General features: G+C 45.7%; 21 protein-coding genes. 6 read left to right on the plus strand and 15 right to left on the minus strand.

Features of this window, described 5'->3' with window-relative positions; genetic code table 11:
- Positions 1–4: 4 nt before the first annotated feature.
- Genes aroC through PHI47_RS11615 form a run of 7 tightly spaced genes read right to left on the minus strand, consistent with a single transcriptional unit; the run spans position 5 to position 6885 of the window.
- The gene (gene aroC / locus PHI47_RS11585) at positions 5–1078 is read right to left on the minus strand and encodes a chorismate synthase (RefSeq protein ID WP_299937494.1); all 1074 of its coding nucleotides are present in this window, start codon (positions 1076–1078) and stop codon (positions 5–7) included.
- Positions 1075–1755: a ribonuclease III gene (gene rnc, locus PHI47_RS11590; protein ID WP_299937497.1), complete on the minus strand. Its 681-nt coding sequence runs from the start codon at positions 1753–1755 to the stop codon at positions 1075–1077. Before rnc ends, aroC begins: the two co-directional genes overlap by 4 nt.
- A complete protein-coding gene (gene rnhA, locus PHI47_RS11595; RefSeq protein WP_299937500.1) occupies positions 1755–2189 on the minus strand; it encodes a ribonuclease HI in 435 nt (144 codons plus the stop codon). Before rnhA ends, rnc begins: the two co-directional genes overlap by 1 nt.
- Positions 2164–3207 carry a tetratricopeptide repeat protein gene (locus PHI47_RS11600; protein ID WP_299937503.1) on the minus strand — a complete coding sequence of 348 codons (1044 nt, stop codon included), beginning with the start codon at positions 3205–3207 and terminating at the stop codon, positions 2164–2166. The genes rnhA and PHI47_RS11600 overlap by 26 nt, the downstream gene beginning before the upstream one ends.
- 6 nt (positions 3208–3213) lie before the next feature.
- Positions 3214–3681 carry a hypothetical protein gene (locus tag PHI47_RS11605; RefSeq protein WP_299937506.1) on the minus strand — a complete coding sequence of 156 codons (468 nt, stop codon included), beginning with the start codon at positions 3679–3681 and terminating at the stop codon, positions 3214–3216.
- A complete protein-coding gene (recJ, locus tag PHI47_RS11610; RefSeq protein WP_299937508.1) occupies positions 3678–5312 on the minus strand; it encodes a single-stranded-DNA-specific exonuclease RecJ in 1635 nt (544 codons plus the stop codon). The genes PHI47_RS11605 and recJ overlap by 4 nt, the downstream gene beginning before the upstream one ends.
- Complete coding sequence (locus tag PHI47_RS11615) at positions 5257–6885, minus strand: CTP synthase (RefSeq protein ID WP_299937511.1); 1629 nt, start codon at positions 6883–6885, stop codon at positions 5257–5259. The genes recJ and PHI47_RS11615 overlap by 56 nt, the downstream gene beginning before the upstream one ends.
- Before the next feature lie 142 nt (positions 6886–7027).
- Here PHI47_RS11615 and PHI47_RS11620 point away from each other — a divergent pair, with 142 nt between their 5' ends.
- A complete protein-coding gene (locus tag PHI47_RS11620) occupies positions 7028–8635 on the plus strand; it encodes a cation:proton antiporter (protein WP_299937514.1) in 1608 nt (535 codons plus the stop codon).
- On the opposite strand, the gene PHI47_RS11625 is transcribed toward PHI47_RS11620, so the two are convergent.
- The 4 genes from PHI47_RS11625 to secG are packed head-to-tail and all read right to left on the minus strand — an operon-like array spanning position 8630 to position 10454.
- A complete protein-coding gene (locus PHI47_RS11625; protein ID WP_299937517.1) occupies positions 8630–8947 on the minus strand; it encodes a hypothetical protein in 318 nt (105 codons plus the stop codon). The two genes, PHI47_RS11620 and PHI47_RS11625, sit on opposite strands and share 6 nt — an antisense overlap.
- On the minus strand, positions 8947–9555 hold the full coding sequence (pyrE, locus tag PHI47_RS11630; protein ID WP_299937520.1) for an orotate phosphoribosyltransferase: 609 nt from the start codon (positions 9553–9555) through the stop codon (positions 8947–8949). Before pyrE ends, PHI47_RS11625 begins: the two co-directional genes overlap by 1 nt.
- A 5-nt stretch (positions 9556–9560) precedes the next feature.
- Entirely contained in the window at positions 9561–10118 is a 558-nt protein-coding gene (gene frr / locus PHI47_RS11635; protein ID WP_299937523.1) for a ribosome recycling factor, read from the minus strand.
- A 15-nt stretch (positions 10119–10133) separates the two neighbouring features.
- Positions 10134–10454, minus strand: a complete 321-nt coding sequence (gene secG / locus PHI47_RS11640) for a preprotein translocase subunit SecG (protein ID WP_299937526.1) — start codon at positions 10452–10454, stop codon at positions 10134–10136.
- 247 nt (positions 10455–10701) lie between these two features.
- On the opposite strand from secG, the gene PHI47_RS11645 reads away from it, so the two are divergent.
- Genes PHI47_RS11645 through PHI47_RS11660 form a run of 4 tightly spaced genes read left to right on the plus strand, consistent with a single transcriptional unit; the run spans position 10702 to position 13927 of the window.
- Positions 10702–11676 carry a zinc ABC transporter substrate-binding protein gene (locus PHI47_RS11645; RefSeq protein WP_299937529.1) on the plus strand — a complete coding sequence of 325 codons (975 nt, stop codon included), beginning with the start codon at positions 10702–10704 and terminating at the stop codon, positions 11674–11676.
- Positions 11667–12428, plus strand: a complete 762-nt coding sequence (locus PHI47_RS11650; RefSeq protein WP_366882935.1) for a metal ABC transporter ATP-binding protein — start codon at positions 11667–11669, stop codon at positions 12426–12428. The genes PHI47_RS11645 and PHI47_RS11650 overlap by 10 nt, the downstream gene beginning before the upstream one ends.
- An 18-nt stretch (positions 12429–12446) precedes the next feature.
- Complete coding sequence (locus tag PHI47_RS11655) at positions 12447–13235, plus strand: metal ABC transporter permease (protein WP_299937535.1); 789 nt, start codon at positions 12447–12449, stop codon at positions 13233–13235.
- Positions 13232–13927: a methyltransferase domain-containing protein gene (locus tag PHI47_RS11660; RefSeq protein ID WP_299937538.1), complete on the plus strand. Its 696-nt coding sequence runs from the start codon at positions 13232–13234 to the stop codon at positions 13925–13927. Before PHI47_RS11655 ends, PHI47_RS11660 begins: the two co-directional genes overlap by 4 nt.
- On the opposite strand, the gene PHI47_RS11665 is transcribed toward PHI47_RS11660, so the two are convergent.
- Complete coding sequence (locus PHI47_RS11665; protein WP_299937541.1) at positions 13908–15161, minus strand: protein kinase; 1254 nt, start codon at positions 15159–15161, stop codon at positions 13908–13910. The genes PHI47_RS11660 and PHI47_RS11665 overlap by 20 nt on opposite strands.
- Positions 15162–15330: 169 nt before the next feature.
- On the opposite strand from PHI47_RS11665, the gene PHI47_RS11670 reads away from it, so the two are divergent.
- Positions 15331–15705: a hypothetical protein gene (locus PHI47_RS11670; RefSeq protein ID WP_299937545.1), complete on the plus strand. Its 375-nt coding sequence runs from the start codon at positions 15331–15333 to the stop codon at positions 15703–15705.
- Between the two features lie 15 nt (positions 15706–15720).
- Here PHI47_RS11670 and PHI47_RS11675 read toward each other — a convergent pair whose 3' ends face one another.
- Genes PHI47_RS11675 through PHI47_RS11685 form a run of 3 tightly spaced genes read right to left on the minus strand, consistent with a single transcriptional unit; the run spans position 15721 to position 18048 of the window.
- Positions 15721–16929 (minus strand): TIGR03862 family flavoprotein, encoded by a 1209-nt coding sequence (locus PHI47_RS11675; protein WP_299937547.1) that lies wholly within the window; start codon positions 16927–16929, stop codon positions 15721–15723.
- A complete protein-coding gene (locus PHI47_RS11680; protein WP_299937549.1) occupies positions 16926–17357 on the minus strand; it encodes a thiamine-phosphate pyrophosphorylase in 432 nt (143 codons plus the stop codon). The genes PHI47_RS11675 and PHI47_RS11680 overlap by 4 nt, the downstream gene beginning before the upstream one ends.
- Positions 17338–18048, minus strand: coding sequence for a Bax inhibitor-1/YccA family protein (locus tag PHI47_RS11685; RefSeq protein ID WP_299937551.1), 711 nt, complete (start codon positions 18046–18048; stop codon positions 17338–17340). The genes PHI47_RS11680 and PHI47_RS11685 overlap by 20 nt, the downstream gene beginning before the upstream one ends.
- Positions 18049–18375: the final 327 nt, after the last annotated feature.

Genomic DNA, 18375 nt, shown 5'->3' on the forward strand with positions numbered 1-18375 from the left:
AAAATTATAGGTAATAACCTTTGATTCCATCCATAGTACGACCCATATTGAGTAACACCATATCCGCAATAACAAGGGCCGCCATCGATTCGGCAACGACCGACCCTCGCACAGCAACACAAGGGTCGTGCCGACCTTTAAGAGAGACGTGGACGCTTTCGTTATGGGTATCGATACTTTCTTGGTCGATGAAGATTGAAGGGGTCGGTTTAAAATGGACACGAATGAGGATATCATCACCATTGCTCATCCCGCCTAAAATACCCCCCGCATGGTTGGACTTAAAGCCATTTGGGGTGATAGGGTCGTTGTTCTCGCTGGCAAGGAGTTCAGCGCTGTGAGTTCCCTCGCCGATCTCGACTGCTTTGACGGCATTGATCCCCATCATTGCTTCGGCTAATACGGCATCCAGTTTGTAGTAGAGCCCCTCTCCTAATCCGATCGGAAGGTTCGAGATTTTTACAGTAGCGACACCGCCAACTGAGTCATGAGCATTTTTCGCCTCTAAAATCGCTGTTTTTTGAGCCTCTTCAACGTTTTTATCGAGAGCATAGATGGGGCTGTTTTTTGGATAACTAAAATCTAGGGTTTGCGCTTCAATACCGTGAATTGCACTGATACCGCTGGTAAATTCAATTCCCAGAGATTTGAGCATCAGCTTGGCGACTGCACCGCCTGCTACGCGTGCCGCCGTTTCACGTGCGCTTGAGCGTCCGCCGCCGCGATAATCACGCAAACCGTATTTGTGAAAATAGGTAAAATCGGCGTGTCCCGGACGAAAGATATCTTTGACATTGCTGTAATCGCCGCTTTTTTGATCGGTGTTATAGATTACCAAGGTTATCGGGGTTCCGGTGCTAAACCCTTCGAACACACCGCTGAGAACTTCGACTTTATCATTTTCTTTGCGCGCGGTAGCGAACTCGTTTTGTCCCGGTTTGCGGCGATCAAGTTCACTTTGGATAAAGGCTTCATCGATCTCTAATCCTGCAGGGACACCGTCAAGTACACATCCGATCGCTTTTCCGTGTGACTCACCGAACGTGGTGATGGTAAAACGTTCCCCGAACCGATTCATTTTAGTTCCTTTGACAGCATATCAAGGGCAATTTGCGCCGCTTCCTGCTGAGCTTGTTTTTTACTTTTTCCTTGTGCGGCAGCGTATCGTTTTCCATCGATCAAGACGGCGACTTCGAACTCTTTTTTATGATCCGGTCCGTGTGCGGCGATGAGCTGATATTCCGGAGTTGTTCCGTAGTGGGCTTGGGTTAGCTCTTGGAGAGAGGTTTTATAATCTTTGAAGAGCGAATCAAGCGAAATATCGGGATGGACATGTTCGAGGAGAGAAATGGTGATCTCTTGCACTTTGCCCAAGCCGGTTTCGAGGTAGATAGCCCCCATGAGTGCCTCAAATGCATTGGAAAGGAGCGAGCTTTTAGTTCGGCCGCTGTTATTCTCTTCGGCGTTTGAGAGATAGATGTATTCACCGAGTCCGAGATGGTTGGCCAATGAGGTAAATCCTCCTTCGTTGACGAGCGAAGCACGCATTTTGGAGAGTTTTCCTTCATCAAAATCTCGAAATTTGGCATAGAGATATTCGCCGACGATCAAATCGAGTACCGCATCACCCAAAAACTCAAGGCGCTCATTATTGTAGGGCTGTTTGTAGCTTTTGTGCGTCAGCGCTTCAATAAGGAGCTTTTGGTTTTGAAATGTGTACCCTAAACGTTCTTGCAGGGTGGTTAAGTTATCCATTACTCTTTTATTCCTTTTTTAAATTTTTCCGCTTCTTCACGAGCGATTTGGTCGCATTGTTCGTTTTCAGGATGACCGTTATGACCCCGAACCCATACTCCGTTGATGCGATGACCAGCAGAAACGGTGATGTATTCGTGCCACAGATCAGGATTTTTTACTTTAGCAAAATTGCGTTTTATCCACCCGTCCAGCCACTCATTGATCCCTTTTATGACATAGCTTGAGTCTGAGATAATGGTAACATCGCAGGGCTCTTTGAGTGCCCGCAGCCCTTCTATCACCCCGAGTAGTTCCATACGATTATTAGTCGTATGCGCTTCTCCGCCGCTTATGATCCGTTCCTTATCACCGTAGCGTAGAATCGCACCAAATCCCCCCGGTCCCGGATTACCCAATGCCGAGCCGTCACTGAAGAGAGTTATTTTCTTCAAACCGTTCCTTTGAGAGATTCATCAGCACGTTTACGGAATCGATGGCATGGCAATGTGGACAGCGGTGAAACGGCAAAAATGAGATTGAATTACATTTATCACACGTATATTCAAACTGCAATGTAGCTTTTCCCGCACCGCATCGGCGTAGTGCAATAAGAGTATCGAGTTCGAAAATCGAGCTCCCCTCCGCTAGACTAACTGAGCCTTTAGCGCTAAACAGTTCGCGTAAATAGGTGTTGCTTGCAATTATATCCAAATCGAGATTTTCATCTCCAATACGCCATAAAATATCGCTCAGCCGGGCGCTTAAAGATTGATCGTAATGCTTCCATCCCAACAGTGGACGATAGGTAAAGAGCCATTCGAAAATCATGTAGCCGAGTTTACGATGCGTTGTGTAGAGTTCGATCAGTTTTTGGGCTTTCTCATCCATGTCGATGCGATGATTAGCAATAAGGATACGACATTCGAGATAAAGCTTTTCGCTTATCGTATCCGGAGAAAGTTCAAGGAGAGATTCTGTTACTTCTAATGCTTTGTCGTATTGTTGAAGATGTTCGTAAATCAAAATCAAAAAGTGCAAGGCTTGCGGCGTTCGGGGATGATTTTGGAGGATTTGAAGGAACGTTTGACGGGAGCGCTCTAAAAAGCCTGCCTTGAAAAAGCTTTTTCCCAGCAGCAACAGCGCATCTTTTTGGAAAATAGGGTCACGGTTTTTGGAGAGGAGGGCGTGATAGATCTCGACGCTTTTTTCATAATTTCCCTGATGCTCAAAACTCTGTGCCAAAAGGAGCCAAGATTCGCTGGAAAGAGAGTTTTGTTGTACCTGCTCCGTGAGTTTGACCCCCTCACCGATCGATTCGAATTTGCCTAAAAACGATTCGAGATTGCGATGCTCACGTGCTGCTTTATATCGTCCCCACCAATAGCTTAAGAAGGAGAGGATAAAAAGGAGAATAAAAAAAACGACGACACCGAAAAGAGGATCGCGAAATTCAATAAAAAATGTGTCCATACCGTATTATAGCCGTGAAAAGGTTATTTCTTTTATTGTTCGCGTATTTCGATCAATCCGGTAGTGCACGGAGGGTTCATTTTCGTTGTGACACAGATCATCGTCGCATTGGAGTGTTTTGCTCAGAGGGAGGGTATCTCCTATGCCTTGAGCGTATTTGTTTTTAACAAGAGGCGACACCACCTGAATTTCGGCAATTTTTTTGCCGGACGGGTCAGAGACGATATCCGCTATGGAACTCTTTCCCCGTTTCATTTGAAAAATGATTTGATTCTGATCGGGGGAAATTTGACTCAGTTTTTCGAACGTAAAACCGCTAAGGGAACTGCTTACCTGATCAAAAGGGGTATTATGATGAATAGAACCGAGACCCTCTTCACTGATGGTAAGCGGATACGGTAGCGGCTCGTTGGGAGCATCGCAACCGTTTATGATGAGGGTAAAAATGGCCAGAGATAGGAACCGGATGATCAAAATACCCTCTCTATCATAAGCTGGATCGAGACACGCCCATTCCACTCATTTTTATTCACCGTATAACTGCACGACATTTTTTTATTTTCGGGGCACTCCAACGTTCGTCGAAAAGCGATCAGCTCAAGTGTTTTCTGACTAACCCGAGAGGGACGCAGTTCTAAACGGCTGTGGGATTGATCGCTTCCAAAAAGTTTGACCGCTACAACATCGGCATCGCGAATCAGAAAGTGGGGGCGGGGATTTCCCTCGCCGTAAGGTTCAAACCGTTCCAGCAGTTCCAAGAGCTGAAAATTGATCATCTCGTGTTCCAGCTCCCCGACGATCTCGTTATGGGGGATGAAATCAGCAGGATTGACATGCTTTGCCGCTTCATTGATTCCTTGACGAAATTGCTCGACGATATCACTGCTCATCGATAACCCCGCCGCCATTTTATGACCGCCGAATTTGGCGAGGAGATGTTCTTGGGCTTTGATAAGGGTATAAAGATCAACCGCACCGATACTGCGCCCTGAGCCTTTGGCAATGCCGTTATGGATGCTGAGAACTATGGCAGGCTTTTGAAAATGGTTTACGAGGCGTGATGCGACGATACCCACAACACCCTCGTTCCAGTGTTCGCCGGCTACGACGATAACGGTGTCATTCGGATTGACGTGTGTCATCGCCTCGGCAGTTGTTTGTGCTTCGGTCTCTTTGCGCAGGGTATTGAGGGCAGTGAGGAGTTCGAACTGATGATAGGCTTTTTCAGTGGTGTCAGCCAAGAGAAAATCCAAAGCGATTTTAGCGTCTTCAAGCCGTCCTGCCGAGTTGATTCGGGGGGCGATTTGAAAGGCGATATCCTCTGAGGAGACATTGGATCGGTTCAGAAAATCGCGGATCAGGACAAAGGGCGAGAGGGTTGAACTTTGCATCATCTCCAGCCCTGTTTTGACAATAGCGCGATTGATTCCCACCAGCGGCATCACATCGGCAATAATCGCGAGGGCGAGAAATGGGAAGAACTGGCGCATATTAATGGTGAGTTCAAGCTCTTGTTTGAGCAGTCCCATGAGAAGCCATCCCACCTGTGCACCGCAAATTTCTTTAAACGGATAGGGGCAATCGAGCTGTTTGGGGTTGATGATGGCATAAGCATCAGGAAGAATCTCGGAGGGGGTATGGTGATCGGTGATAATAAGATCAATCCCTCTGCTCTTACATACTTCTGCGGCTTCGAGTGCATTGATACCGTTATCAACCGTAAAAATAACATCTGCATCGAGCCGTTCGAGAACATTTTTAGAGACACCGTATCCGTCGGTAAATCGGTTCGGTATGGTGGTGAATAGGGGATAGGGGATGAGGTCAAAGAAGCGTTTGACGATAGCAGTAGAGGTGACTCCGTCCACATCGTAATCACCTACCAACGCAATACGTTCACCGTTACGGATTGCACGGGCTAAACGTTCGGCACCTTTTTGGGCATCTTTGAGCTGATTGGGATGGGGAATATCGGAGAGTTTTTCGCTCTGCGCCTCAAAACGGCGCGCTAAAAAATTCCCCAGCGTATGATGGTCGAGAAAGGGTACCTCAGGCAGGGTTCGCATGAGAACAACTGGCTTTGACAAATCCGAGGATAGAAGCATTCGGACTTTGAAGCCTTGAAGTAAATTCCGGATGGAACTGTACACCTAAAAACCATGGGTGTGCCGGAATTTCAACCGCTTCGATCAAGCCGTGTGATTCACCGGTAACGGTCATTCCTGCCGCTTCAAGTGCTTCACGGTACGTTGGGTTGGCTTCATAGCGGTGGCGGTGACGCTCGTGAATCAGTGCTTCACCGTTATACGCAGCACGGAGGTTGGAACCCTCTTTGGTTTCACATGGATATTCGCCCAGACGGAGTGTTCCTCCCATAGGAGAATGATGGGTACGCAACTGCTTTTCGCCTGATTGGTCGATAAAATTGTCGATCAAATAAATCATAGGATGGGTTGTTGTAGGGTTAAACTCGATTGAGTTTGCATCTTCAAATCCTAAAACATTACGGGCATATTCAACGATGGAGAGCTGCATCCCCAAACAAATCCCAAGATATGGAATACGGTTTTCACGTGCATAACGGATTGCCTGAATTTTACCCTCGACACCTCGATTGCCGAAACCGCCGGCAACGAGAACCGAATCACAGTCGCGTAAGAGCGCTTCGGCTCCTTGGCTCTCGATCTTTTCACTGTCAACCCAGTTGATTTGTACGCGGGTGTCCAAATGGGCACCCGAATGGATCAGGGCTTCGATAAGTGATTTATACGACTCTTTAAGTTCCAAATATTTACCGACAAAACCGATGGTGACATGGTATTTAGGGGAGACGATTTTTTTGACCAATGTATCCCATTGTTCCATATCGGGTTTAAGCTCACCCAACCCTAGCTCTTTACTGATCGGTGCGAGGATATTTTGGTGGAGAAAACTGAGCGGTACGGCATAAATCGTCTGCTCATCCATCGCTTCAATGATGCTGTCGTTGCTGACGTCACACGCGAGGGCAAGTTTTTTCTTGAATGTTTTCGGGAGTTTTTCTTCGCTGCGGGCGATAATCATCTGAGGCGTGATACCGATACGGCGAAGCTCTTGAACGGAGTGTTGGGTCGGTTTGCTTTTGTGCTCGCCGGCTGCTTTGATGAATGGGATGAGGGTAACGTGGATAAAGAATGTCCCCTCCACCTCGTCATCATGCTTCATGGTACGAATCGCTTCCATAAACGGCAATCCTTCGATGTCTCCAACGGTACCGCCGAGTTCAACGACGAGAATCTCGTGTCCCTCACCCGCTTTTTTAATCCGATCGACGATTTCACCGACGATATGAGGGACGACCTGAATGGTTTGTCCGAGGTATCCGCCGGTACGTTCACGCTCGATAACGCTGCTGTAGACCTGACCCGTTGTAAAGTTGCTGGTGCGCAAAAAAGAATCATTGAGGAATCGCTCGTAGTTCCCAATGTCGAGATCGGTTTCGGCACCGTCTTGAGTTACGAATACCTCACCATGTTCCAATGGACTCATGGTTCCTGGATCGACATTGATATACGGATCAATTTTAAGCATCCCGACTTGTTTGCCGGAGTGTTTGAGGAGGGCGCCGATACTGGCTGCTGTAATCCCTTTTCCGAGTGAACTCAGAACTCCGCCGGTTACAAAAATATATTTGGTCATTGAATCATTCCTTGGCGCTTAGCGTTTTTACGATGGGGTTAAATGGGTCGTGATGATCCAAAACGTCGACAAATTGCCGCTCTTCTTAAGGAACGTATTATATACTTTTAAGACTTATAAAAACGTTTGAAAATGGAAATTAGTGGAATCAGCTCTTTATTACGTGACAACAGCTCTTGGAATATCGATTATTGTTAATCTGATATTAAAGCGATTGGGTATTTCACAGATCATCGGTTACATCATGACGGGTGTCGTGGTGGCGTATGCGTTTGATCTTCGTCATATGGCTGACACGCATGCACTTGAGTCCATTGCAGAGTTTGGAATTGTTTTTTTAATGTTCACAATCGGTCTGGAGATGTCGTTGCAGCGCCTTGCATTGATGAAGATCGATGTATTTTTTAACGGTTTTTTACAAACGACGATTACTGCCGCTATTTTTTTAGCACTAACCTACGGAGTTTTTCACCTCAATTTGGCGACGTCGTTGATTGTATCAATGTCGTTGGCTCTCTCCTCTACAGCGGTGGTTTTGAGTTATCTGAAATCGACTAAAGAGATCACCCGTCCCTATGGGCAGAAGTCGATGGGGATACTAATTTACCAAGATATCGCCGTTATCCCGATCCTCTTATTGATCGGGTTTTTAGGTTCGGGTGGTGATATTGCGTCGGTTTTACTTCAAACGGCCCTGAGTGCTATCGTTATCGTCAGTTTGCTCTTTGTTGTCGGGAAAAAGGTGATGGCTTGGCTGCTGCATTTCTCCTCATCGAGCAATGTTGACGAACTGTTTATGGGTTCTGTTCTTCTGATTGTTGTCGGGGCATCATTGGCGGTTCATGCTTTTGGGTTTACCTATTCGCTGGGAGCATTTATCGCGGGGATGATTATTGCTGAAACCCGTTACCATCACAAAGTCGAATCTGATATAGCTCCGTTTAAAGATTTATTATTGGGGACATTTTTTGTTACGGTAGGGATGAAAATCGATTTGGCATTTTTTGTATCCCATGCGGCGGAGGTGATGGGATTATTAATTGCCATTATGCTGATAAAAGCGATCGTTATATTCGGTGTCGTCAATATCTACTCTAAATCTAAAACAGCGTTCAAAGCTTCTATCGCGATGGCACAGGTGGGGGAATTTTCATTTGCGGTTTTTGCATTGGCGAGCAATCATAAACTTTTGGATGAGTCGCTATCGCAAATGTTGGTATTAGCGATCGTACTCTCTTTGTTGATTACCCCTTTTATTCTCTCCAATCTTGCTAAAATCAGCTCCCTTTTCTTCCGAGAGCCGGGTGCTATCGAGGATTTCAGTACCTTAAGCGAAGAGAAAAATCATTTCATCGTGTGCGGATATGGGGTTGTCGGTCGTTTTGTGGTAAAAGCGCTTCACGCTCAAGGCGTTAATTACATCATTGTCGATAACAGCTATAAGCATGTGCAAGAGGCGATATCCCACGGGGAAAAAGCCTATTATGGCGATATGTCGAAAATATCGATTCTCGATAAAATACATGCAGCAGAGGCGGCAAGTGTCATTGTTACCCTGGATAATTTAGAAAAGAAGCGTTTGATTTGTGAAGCAGTTTTGACTCATGCGCCAAAAGTAAAAGTAGTGGTAAAAGTAATCAGTCTTGAGGAAAAAAGGACGTTGCGTGATTTGCCCATCAGCGTAACGATAGATGGAAAACGTGAGGTGGCAGCCCGCCTTGTGAGCGAAGCACTGCACTGCGAGTTATGAATGTGAAGGTTGTTCGTTAACGAGCCACTGGAGGTAACGGATTGACCAATCCAAATCTTCCAATGCTGTATCAACCGCTTCGAGCGGCTGATCCAAATTCGCTTTTAGCTCTTTGAGGCGTTGCTTCAAATATTGAGCCATAGAGTAATATGTATTGAGCGAGGTGTCATCTTGCGCTTTGATGATCAAATCTTCAAGCGTCTCGATGAGAGGTTTTTCATTCGGGAAAATATTTCCCGCTTTCCGAAGTGTTCGCTGCACCTTTTGCAGATGCGGCATATCGACTTTAAAATTATCAGGATTAGCGGACATCAGTTTCCTCTTGAACCCGGTTTGATTGCTTCAGAGCCATTGACGCATAACGGGCAATTGTCCGGTGCGTACATTTCAAAATCAAAATCGGCTAGAGCGAAAAGCGGTTTATTGTCTGGTAAAGCACAGTTGACTTTACGTTCCAATGCGCTACCTTCCCGTTTGCAAAAACCACGGTTGGCAAGTGCGGCAAATCCGACGACTACTCCGCCGAGGGCTTCGATTGCCTTTGCCGCTTCCATTGCTGAACCGCCGGTAGTGATGATGTCTTCACAAATGATGACTCTCTCTCCCGCGCTGATTTCAAAGCCGCGACGGATTTGCATCTCACCGTTTACCCGTTCCGCAAAAATAGAGCGTTTATCAAGCGCGGTTGCAAGAGCGAAACCTGCGATCAAACCACCGAGTGCCGGAGCACAAACGGTATCAATTTCGATCCCGTTTGCTTGAATATTGGCAGCCAGTGCATCAGCAAGAAGCTTTGCCGTTTTGGGTTGTTCCAACACTTTTGCCGATTGGAGGTAATAAGCAGAGTGATTGCCCGAGCTAAGTTTAAAATGCCCTTCGAGCATCGCGCTCGCATCGAGATAGATTTGTTTGATATCCATCGTGATTATACCGTCAAGATATCTTGCTCTTTACTTTTGAGCAATTCTTCGATTTTAGCGATAAATTTATCGGTAATTTTTTGAACTTTGTCTTGAGCACCTTTGGACTCATCGGCAGTTACCAATTTATCTTTTTCGAGAACTTTGATTTTATCGTTTGCTTTTTTACGGTCATTGCGTACCGCTACTTTGGCATCTTCCGCCATGCCGCGTGCTTTTTTCGCAGTATCTTGACGTTGATCGACTGTCATTGCAGGAAAAAACAGTTTGATTTCGGTTCCGTTATTGTTCGGATTGACCCCGATATCGGCTTTCATGATCGCTTTTTCGATGACAGAGAGCATCGATTTGTCCCACGGAGAGATGGTAATCGTGGTTGCATCGGTTGCGAGTACGCTTGCCGCTTGATCGATAGGAGTCATTGACCCGTAGTTATCGATACGAACATTATCCAAAATTTTGGTTGTGACTCTGCCGGTTCGGAGAGTGCGGAAGTTACTAAGGAGATGCTCGCAGCTCCCTTGCATTTTTTCTTCACAAAATTGATAGACTTCGTTTAGCATGAAATCCCCCTTGTCTTATTTAGTGGTTTTGTTGATATCGTTTACGACGTTGATTGTCGGAGCTGCAACGTCATTGTTTTCTACCATGGCATCCACAACGGAAGCACTTTTTTGCTGAGCGTAAAAATAGCCCAATGCGATTGTATTGACAACGAAAATAAATCCGAGGAAGAAGGTGACTTTCGCTAAAAAAGTTCCTGGTCCTTTAGCCCCGAATACCGATTCATTTGATCCGCTGTAAGCACCTAACCCGATGCTTGAACTTTTTTGTAACAGTACCGCGATGGTGATCATAACGACCAAAACGATCTGCACGATGAGCAGTATACCTGTCATGTTTATCCTTGAGTTTTTAAAAAGTTCGCGATTATAGCATAGTGTTCATAAGAGAGGAATGAAGCCTTTTTTTAATAAGAGAGATACTAAGATACTCTTTTTGAAAAGGAAACACTGTGTGTACAAAATGTACTTTAAAGAAAAAGCTTGGGCTTGCTATCGGTATTGTTGTGACGTCCATTGCCTATTACTATACGTATTCGTAATTTTAGACGAATAGTATTACGTGTGAAAGAGAGATAAATTTATGGATACGAAACGACTGATCGTTTTTGGCAGTATCATCGCCGCAATCGTAATGGGGATGAGTTTTTTTTCTCCGCAGCTTCAGAAAACAACGACGCCAACAGACAATAGGGTAGTTGTCTCTGTGAGTACGTTTTCGCTGTTGGAAGCGGCCAATGCGGTTGCAGGTGATGCGATCGATGTCCGTTCCATCGTCCCTTTGGGGAGTGATGCCCACATGTTCTCCCCGAATCCTACCCAAGTAGCCGACATCTCCAAATCAGCGTTATTCGTCTTTAACGGTGCGGGATTTGAGATATGGGCGGAGAATTTAAAAACGACCCTTCCTTCAACGACGGGGGTAATCGATATGAGTCAACATGTCGCTTTACAAAAAGGTGAAGAGGCACTTCACGATGAGCATGGCGATGAAGCACCTATTACTCATGAAGATCATCACCATCACGGAGTGTATGACCCTCACTACTGGCTTGATATTGATAATATGATTAAAATGACCCAAACGCTGGATACAGAGTTCACTAAGCTCGTCCCTGCAAAAGCAGAACAATTTCATAAAAACTCAGCCGTCTATATTACCGAACTCGAAAAACTAAAATCAGAGTATGCTTCAGGATTGTCCGAGTGTAAAAACCGTACGCTGATTTCCAATCATGACGCCTTCGGATATCTCGCCCATGCCAATAACCTCGAAAATATTTCGGTGATCGGTCTCTCATCCGATGAACAGCCAAGTGCACAAGTGATGGCGCATATTGTCGAAGTAGTGAAAGAACACGGGATGAAAACCATCTTTTTTGAAGAATTGATCAACGATAACGTTTCCCAAACCATTGCAAAAGAGACAGGCGCAAAAGCCTTACCGCTTCAACCGCTGGAAAATATTAGCCAAGATGAGTTAAAATCGCATCAAACCTATCTTACGATTATGCGTGAGAATCTGAAAAAATTACGAGAAGCGATGGAGTGCCGTTGAAATTTTCCCCTAGCCTTTTTGAAGTGAACAACCTCAACTTTGAGCGGCAAGGGAGTTTAGTCCTAAAAGGGGTGTCCTTTCGTATTTTGCCGGGAGAATATTGCGCAATTATTGGTCCCAACGGCGGAGGGAAAACGACCCTTGTCCGCCTTTTGCTGGGGCTGGAAAAACCGACATCGGGGGAGATTTCTCTTTTTGGTACTTCTCAAAAGCGCTTTCACGATTGGAACCGAATCGGTTACGTTCCGCAGCGTTCCGCTCTTGTGGACAGTACTTTCCCAGCTACGGTGCGTGAAGTCGTCGGAATGGGACGATATGCCAGACGGGGAATTTTTGGATTTGAATCGGCCGAAGACAAAACCGCTATTCTCGAAGCAATGGAGCTGATGGGTGTGAGTGATTTATCGGATCGTCTTATCGGGAATCTCTCCGGCGGTCAACGCCAGCGGGTGATGATTGCCCGTGCTTTGGCTTCCAACCCTGAAGTTTTGATTGTCGATGAACCCAATACGGGGGTTGATGTCGAATCTCAGCACCGTTTTTATACGCTTCTTCGCACTCTCAACCGAACCAAAAAACTCTCTATCCTCTTTATAACCCATGACATCGGGGTGATTGCAGAAGATATTACCCGTGTCTTATTCGTAAACCAAACTTTATTGGTTTCCCAAAATCCTGCCGAAATGATCCGATGTGATGAGATGAGCCGATTATACGGCGTCCCTGCTCATGTCGTGTGTCATAACCATTAGGAATCAATGATGATGGAAATGCTAAATTACCCCTTTATGCAGCGTGCTTTTATCGCAGGGCTTATGATTGCCGTTCTCGCTTCGCTGAGCGGATCATTCATTGTCCTTCGCCGCTATTCACTGCTGAGTGAAACACTTGCCCATGTCTCATTGGTTGGAGTCTCTGTAGGACTTTTATTCGGAATGAGCCCTTTATGGATGGCGGTCATCGCATCCCTTGTCGCATCATGGCTGATCGAGTATTTGCGAAGCGTTTACGGGATGTACTCCGATTCGGTACTGGCAATTTTCTTATCGGGTTCGCTTGCCCTTGCCATAGTGATCGTCTCGTTGGCGGGATCGTTTAATGCCTCTTTGTTTAGTTACCTGTTTGGCTCTATCCTCTCGGTAAGTGTTGAAGATTTATGGGTAATGGGAATTTTCGGTTCATTAGCGATGGCCTTGCTGCTGGTATTTTTCAAGGAACTCTATTTTATCGCCTTTGATGAAGATGTTGCCCGCGCGGGAGGAATTCGGGTTACGATGTTGAACTTTATGCTCGTTAGCGTGATAGCTATTATTATCGCTCTCTCGATTCGGGTCGTCGGGACGCTCTTGATTGGTGCATTAATGGTGATCCCTCCGGTTGCCGCGATCCGATTCGGGATGGGTTTTTATCCGACGACGCTCCTCTCTATGGCTATTGCCTTGATTTCAGTGGTGATCGGACTGAGTGCATCGTATCTTTTTTCGCTTCCCAGCGGTGCGGCAATCGTCTTGTGCCTTTTGCTCATTTTTATTATCGCATTGGTCGTTAACCGCCGATGAGCAGTGCCTGTCATGAGTTTTCACGCTACGCGGCAGAGTACGGCAGCCGCAATGTCATTCAGCGGCATGTCGCGGATAAACTGATCACCTCCACTTCCGATCAGCCGAGTCGCATTTTGGACTTGGGATGCGGAAACGGAACCCTCTTCTCATTGATCGATTGGGAGATTGAGCGTTTCGTCGGAGTCGATTTCTCTGATTCCATGCTCTCACATCACCCTGTATCCCCGAATGTCGAGTTAATCTTGGGAGATTTTAACAACCCAGCGTTATTTGAGAGACTGGGTGGTGAGCACTTTGATCGTATCTACTCCGCTTCGGCATTGCAGTGGGCGGAGGATTTGGATCGCGTTATAGAGTCTCTCGCTTCCCTGAACACCCCGATGTCACTGGCGATCTTCACAGCAGGGACGTTTAAAACCTTACACGAGTGCGCTGAGGTAACTCCATTGCTTCGAAGTTCTGATGAGGTGATGGCTATCGCCGAGAAACATTTGGATGCCCGTTTTGAAGTGCTTCACTATACGTTAGAGTTTGATTCGGTACGGGAGATGTTTCGCTATATTAAACGAAGCGGTGTGAGTGGTGGACGCAGGGTTCTCGATTTTGCACAAACGAAACGACTGATGGAAACCTATCCGTTAAACTATCTCGAATTTGAGGTTGTGTTTATTACAACCTCTGCTCACTAAAAAGCGGTCTCTCTTCCACATTTTCATTCATACATTTCTCTTTCAATTCTTCCAGTATCTCATAGATAGACCCCTCTTTGGTAGAGCAGAGCGAGAGCATATCTTCAATCAGGCATCCGAACGCTCGCACTTCGATCCTCTCGAACTCTTTGCGGTGTGGTTCATAAAAACTTGCCGCGCCGAAGTCCCCCAGATAACAGTGGTCATTGTCGTTGATGAGGATGTTGTGGGCGTAGAGGTCGCCGTGCATGAGTCCTCTCGCGTGCAGATGTGCGGCGGCGGAGGCGATCCCTTTTGCCACTTCGTAGATAGTTTCAGGAGTAAAGGTGGTTTCTTTAGTGAACGTATCACGCGTGCAGGTCTCAAAATCGGGAGGGAGTCCCAGATTGCGGTAAACATTGGGGATGTATTCGAGTACCAATCCTAGACGCTCATCTCCTTGCAGTTTCGAGAGGACTTTGATGAGGTTTGGATGCTCACCCGTACTCATGTAGGCACTCATCTCATCGTGCGCGTACCCGTCACTGGTGATTGAGCCTTTGAAAAGTTTCAGAGCCACTTCCTCTTCGTGAGATTTCGAATAGGCTTTGTAAATATCTCCCGAAGCCCCTGAACCCAGTTTTTCTTTTATCTCTAATGATTCGTAGTCTGTCTCTTGAAGCTCAAACTGAGCTTTAGGGCTGCACGGATTTCCTGAAAAGGCGAGCCAAGAGAGTTTCGGCAGATTCCACAGCCATGAGGGGATTGTTTCGAGGTTATTTGCGGATAGGCGGAGAAGTTCGAGATTTCGGCACGCCGCCATCTCGTCAGGGAGTGTTTCGAGACGGTTTCCTGCCAGAGCGCATTTTTGCAGTTTGTGGAGTTTCCCGATAGACCTTGGGAGGGATTTGAGTCTGTTATCGGTCAGGATAAGCCAGCTGATAGTCTCAGGGAGAACCTCTTCGTCGAACGTTTCGATCTGATTGCTTTTAAACCCTACCATATAAAGGTGTTCGCACCCTTTGAAAGAGGGGACGTAAGTAAAGCGGTTGTTAGAGAAGAAGGCAATCTTCAGATTCGTTAGTCTGCTTATATCTTCGGGGAGCGAGGAGAGAAGATTGTTACTCAAATCCAAAATTTCCAAAGAATCGGCAAGATCAAAGATCTCTTCAGGGAAAACGCTCAGGTTTTCACAGAGTGTTAAGCGTTTAATCCCTTTGAGATTGCCGGAGCGAAGTTGTGCCAATGTTTGCATAAAGCCCTTTTTAGATCGGTTATTGTCGAAATTTTACCGAACTGAACCTTTCAGCGCTTTTGGGTGATTTGTAAGCTGAGCAGGAAAGGTTAAATCAAAAAAAATGTATACTTTTCATGTAAAGCGTTATAGTATTCAACGAATATAGAATTTTTAGAAGGAGAACATTATGCGAGGAATTGAAAAATACGATAACCTTAAAGAGGTAATTCCAAATCTTATGCCTGTGCTTCGAGATGCGATTCAGTCAGAGTTTTTGGAAATCAAAAAAATAGATAAAGAGTGTGAAAAATATATTGCCACTTGTGAACAATTCCCTGAGCTTAAGAAGGCCGAATATGTTATTTTTTCCCATCATATTAAAAAAAATGAGCATAAATATGAAATATTTGTATTTATTGACGGAGAAGGAAATACCGTTCGGCACATCACCGGAGCAGATATGGAGCTTTATGGACTGTTAGGTTCATGCAGTAATCTTCATGTTTCTGAAGAATATATTGAAAAAGAACGCCATTGTATCGATAATGAGTGCCGTCACTGATTGTGCTTGTTCCGGCTATGACGTGAGTGTTTTTAATACACCATTCGCCGCAAATACTCCGCTGGCAAAGGAAGCGGTTAACAGATAACCCCCCGTCGGCGCATCCCAATCGAGCATTTCGCCTGCACAATACACATTCGGCAGAGCATGTAACATAAGATCTTTGCTCATGGACTCACGCATCACCCCTCCTGCGGTACTAATCGCTTCATCGATAGGTTGCATTCCTGTGAGGACGATGGGGCACTGCTTAACACATGCCGCAACACTGGACGAGTCAGACCATTTATTTTTCGGTAATAGTTCCCGAATAATAGCTCCTTTAACCCCCTCCAATCCTGCTTTGCGCCACGTGTTATCGGTAGATTGTTTACCGGACGAGGTGAGACGTGACACCAATTGGGCTTCAGTGATATGGGGTAAAAGGTCTAAATAGAGTGTTGCCGTGCCGTTCGCGATCACTTCCTCCCGAAGCGGACGCGACAGCGCATAGACTAATCCCCCTTCGATACCGTAGGTTGTCAAAACGGCTTCGGAAGAGCTGATACCCTCTTCAGGGGTCCCAACCCAGCCCGATATATTTTTTAACGGTTTCCCTAAATGAGGTTGTATGAATTCAGACCATGTTGCCTTGAACCCACAGTTGGATGGAGATAAAGGATTGATTTTTACACCTTTCGCTGCCAAAATATCTACCCACGCTCCATCTGAACCCAAACTGGCCCAACTTCCGCCGCCCAAAGCTAAAATGGTTGCATCGGCTGTTGCGGTTATTTCGCCATCAACACTCTTGAAGTATAGACTGCCATCATCGTTAAAACCTTGCCAATAGTGGCGACAATGGACACGAACACCTCGTTTTTTCAAAGAAGAGAGCCAACGTCGTAACAGCGGTGCCGCCTTCATCTCGAGGGGGAAGACCCGTCCCGATGTCCCGACGAACGAATCGACCCCTAAACTTTCCATCCATGCTCTAATCATCGTGGCATCAAATGTGTCGATCATAGGCTTTAGCCACTCTGGTTGATCATAGCGGCGGATAAAATCGCATATTGGCTCGTTATGGGTTATATTCAATCCCCCCTTGCCTGCCATGAGGAACTTTCTACCTACCGAGGGTTTCGACTCATAAACATCGACACTCATCCCCGCAGCAGATAAAACATCTGCTGCCATTAACCCAGCCGGTCCTGCTCCAATGATAATGATATGCTTATGATTCAACGACGCTCATTACCGAGGTCTAAAAGGTTTTTCTTTTCTAATGTATAGAGTTCGTAGCGGATCTGTTTAAATTGTTCGCTCAAGGCAGGTTCCACTATTTTATAGAGTTCTTCCAAAACTCGCGAAGACTCTTGTCCCCGTTTGTAGTTTGCTATTACTATAGAACGTAGATCGGTTCGGTTCATTTCGCTTTGCATCGTCGGGCGGAGTACATCATTGACACTATCTCGTGATGCTAAGAGTTCCTCTATGGGTTCAATGCGGCATAAATGGCGTAGTTTTTTGAGTGTGGTGGCAAGTTCCTTGTCATTGTGAACATAGCGCGCTATATCCTCAATCACACGGATTCCTTCTTTGAGACGGTTAAGGTTGGCATCCACCACCCGGAGAAGCTCCGGAGGAAGGATGTTACTCGTCGCTGCTGCCACCGAAGATTCCGAAGAGTTGGAGCAAAGTGATAAAAAGGTTAAAGAAATCAAGATAAAGTGCAATCGCACCATCCATAGGTGTTTCATACGCACCGCGAATGACGTTTTGAGTATCAATCAAAACCATTACACTGATAACGAGTAAGAAAATACCTTGGATAGCCACATAGAGCATCGGACTTTTAAAGAAAAAGACGTTGATCAATGAGACTGCCAATATAATAAAGAAAGCGATCATGATCGGTTTTGTCCACGTTGTGAAGTCCTTCGCGCTTTTAATAGCGAAGAAACTCAGACCACCGAACAACGCCGCTGTCATAAAAAACGCATTTCCGACGAGAGCCGCACCACCTGACATGTGAAGAACATGGCTAAGAAGCGGAGTGATAATAACACCGCTGGCAAAGGTAAATGTAAACAATCCGATCATATTGATACCCGGTTTGTTTTTGATCATTTGAAGACCAAACATTCCAAAGAGCATCCACGGGATAGCAATCCACCAATAATTCGCCGCAACGATTCCCGCAAACGGCATACCGACATAAGCACCTACACCGCCTGCCAACATAGAAGCGGCAAACAATTTATAGGTATCTTTAACAAACGAAACGATCTGCGCTTCACTTTTGTAAGCGCTCTCGTAACCAAAAGCACCTTCTCGTGCGTATTCGCGATCATATAAAGCCATTGCTTTTTCCTTATAAGGGTTTTTACAAAAGGGATTATACAGTAGTTCGATTAACCGTTGATTTGATTATGGGGATAAAAGTAGAACTTCAGAGTGCAAAAATGGGTAATAATGTTACATATTTACAAGTGCGAAATAAAAAATAAATTTATTTTGTCATATTTCTAATATTTGGCGAGAAACCTCTTGACATTCTCAGTTAAATCCCCTATAATTCCCGTCCACAAACGATGAGACGCTTCGAAAGAAGAGTTAAGTTTGAGTTTGAGATCATTGAAAACTAAGTAGGTCAAACGGTTCGAGACTTTCTCGAAGACGTTGACCTTT

This window comes from Sulfuricurvum sp., from assembly GCF_028713855.1.
Taxonomy (GTDB): Bacteria; Campylobacterota; Campylobacteria; order Campylobacterales; family Sulfurimonadaceae; genus Sulfuricurvum.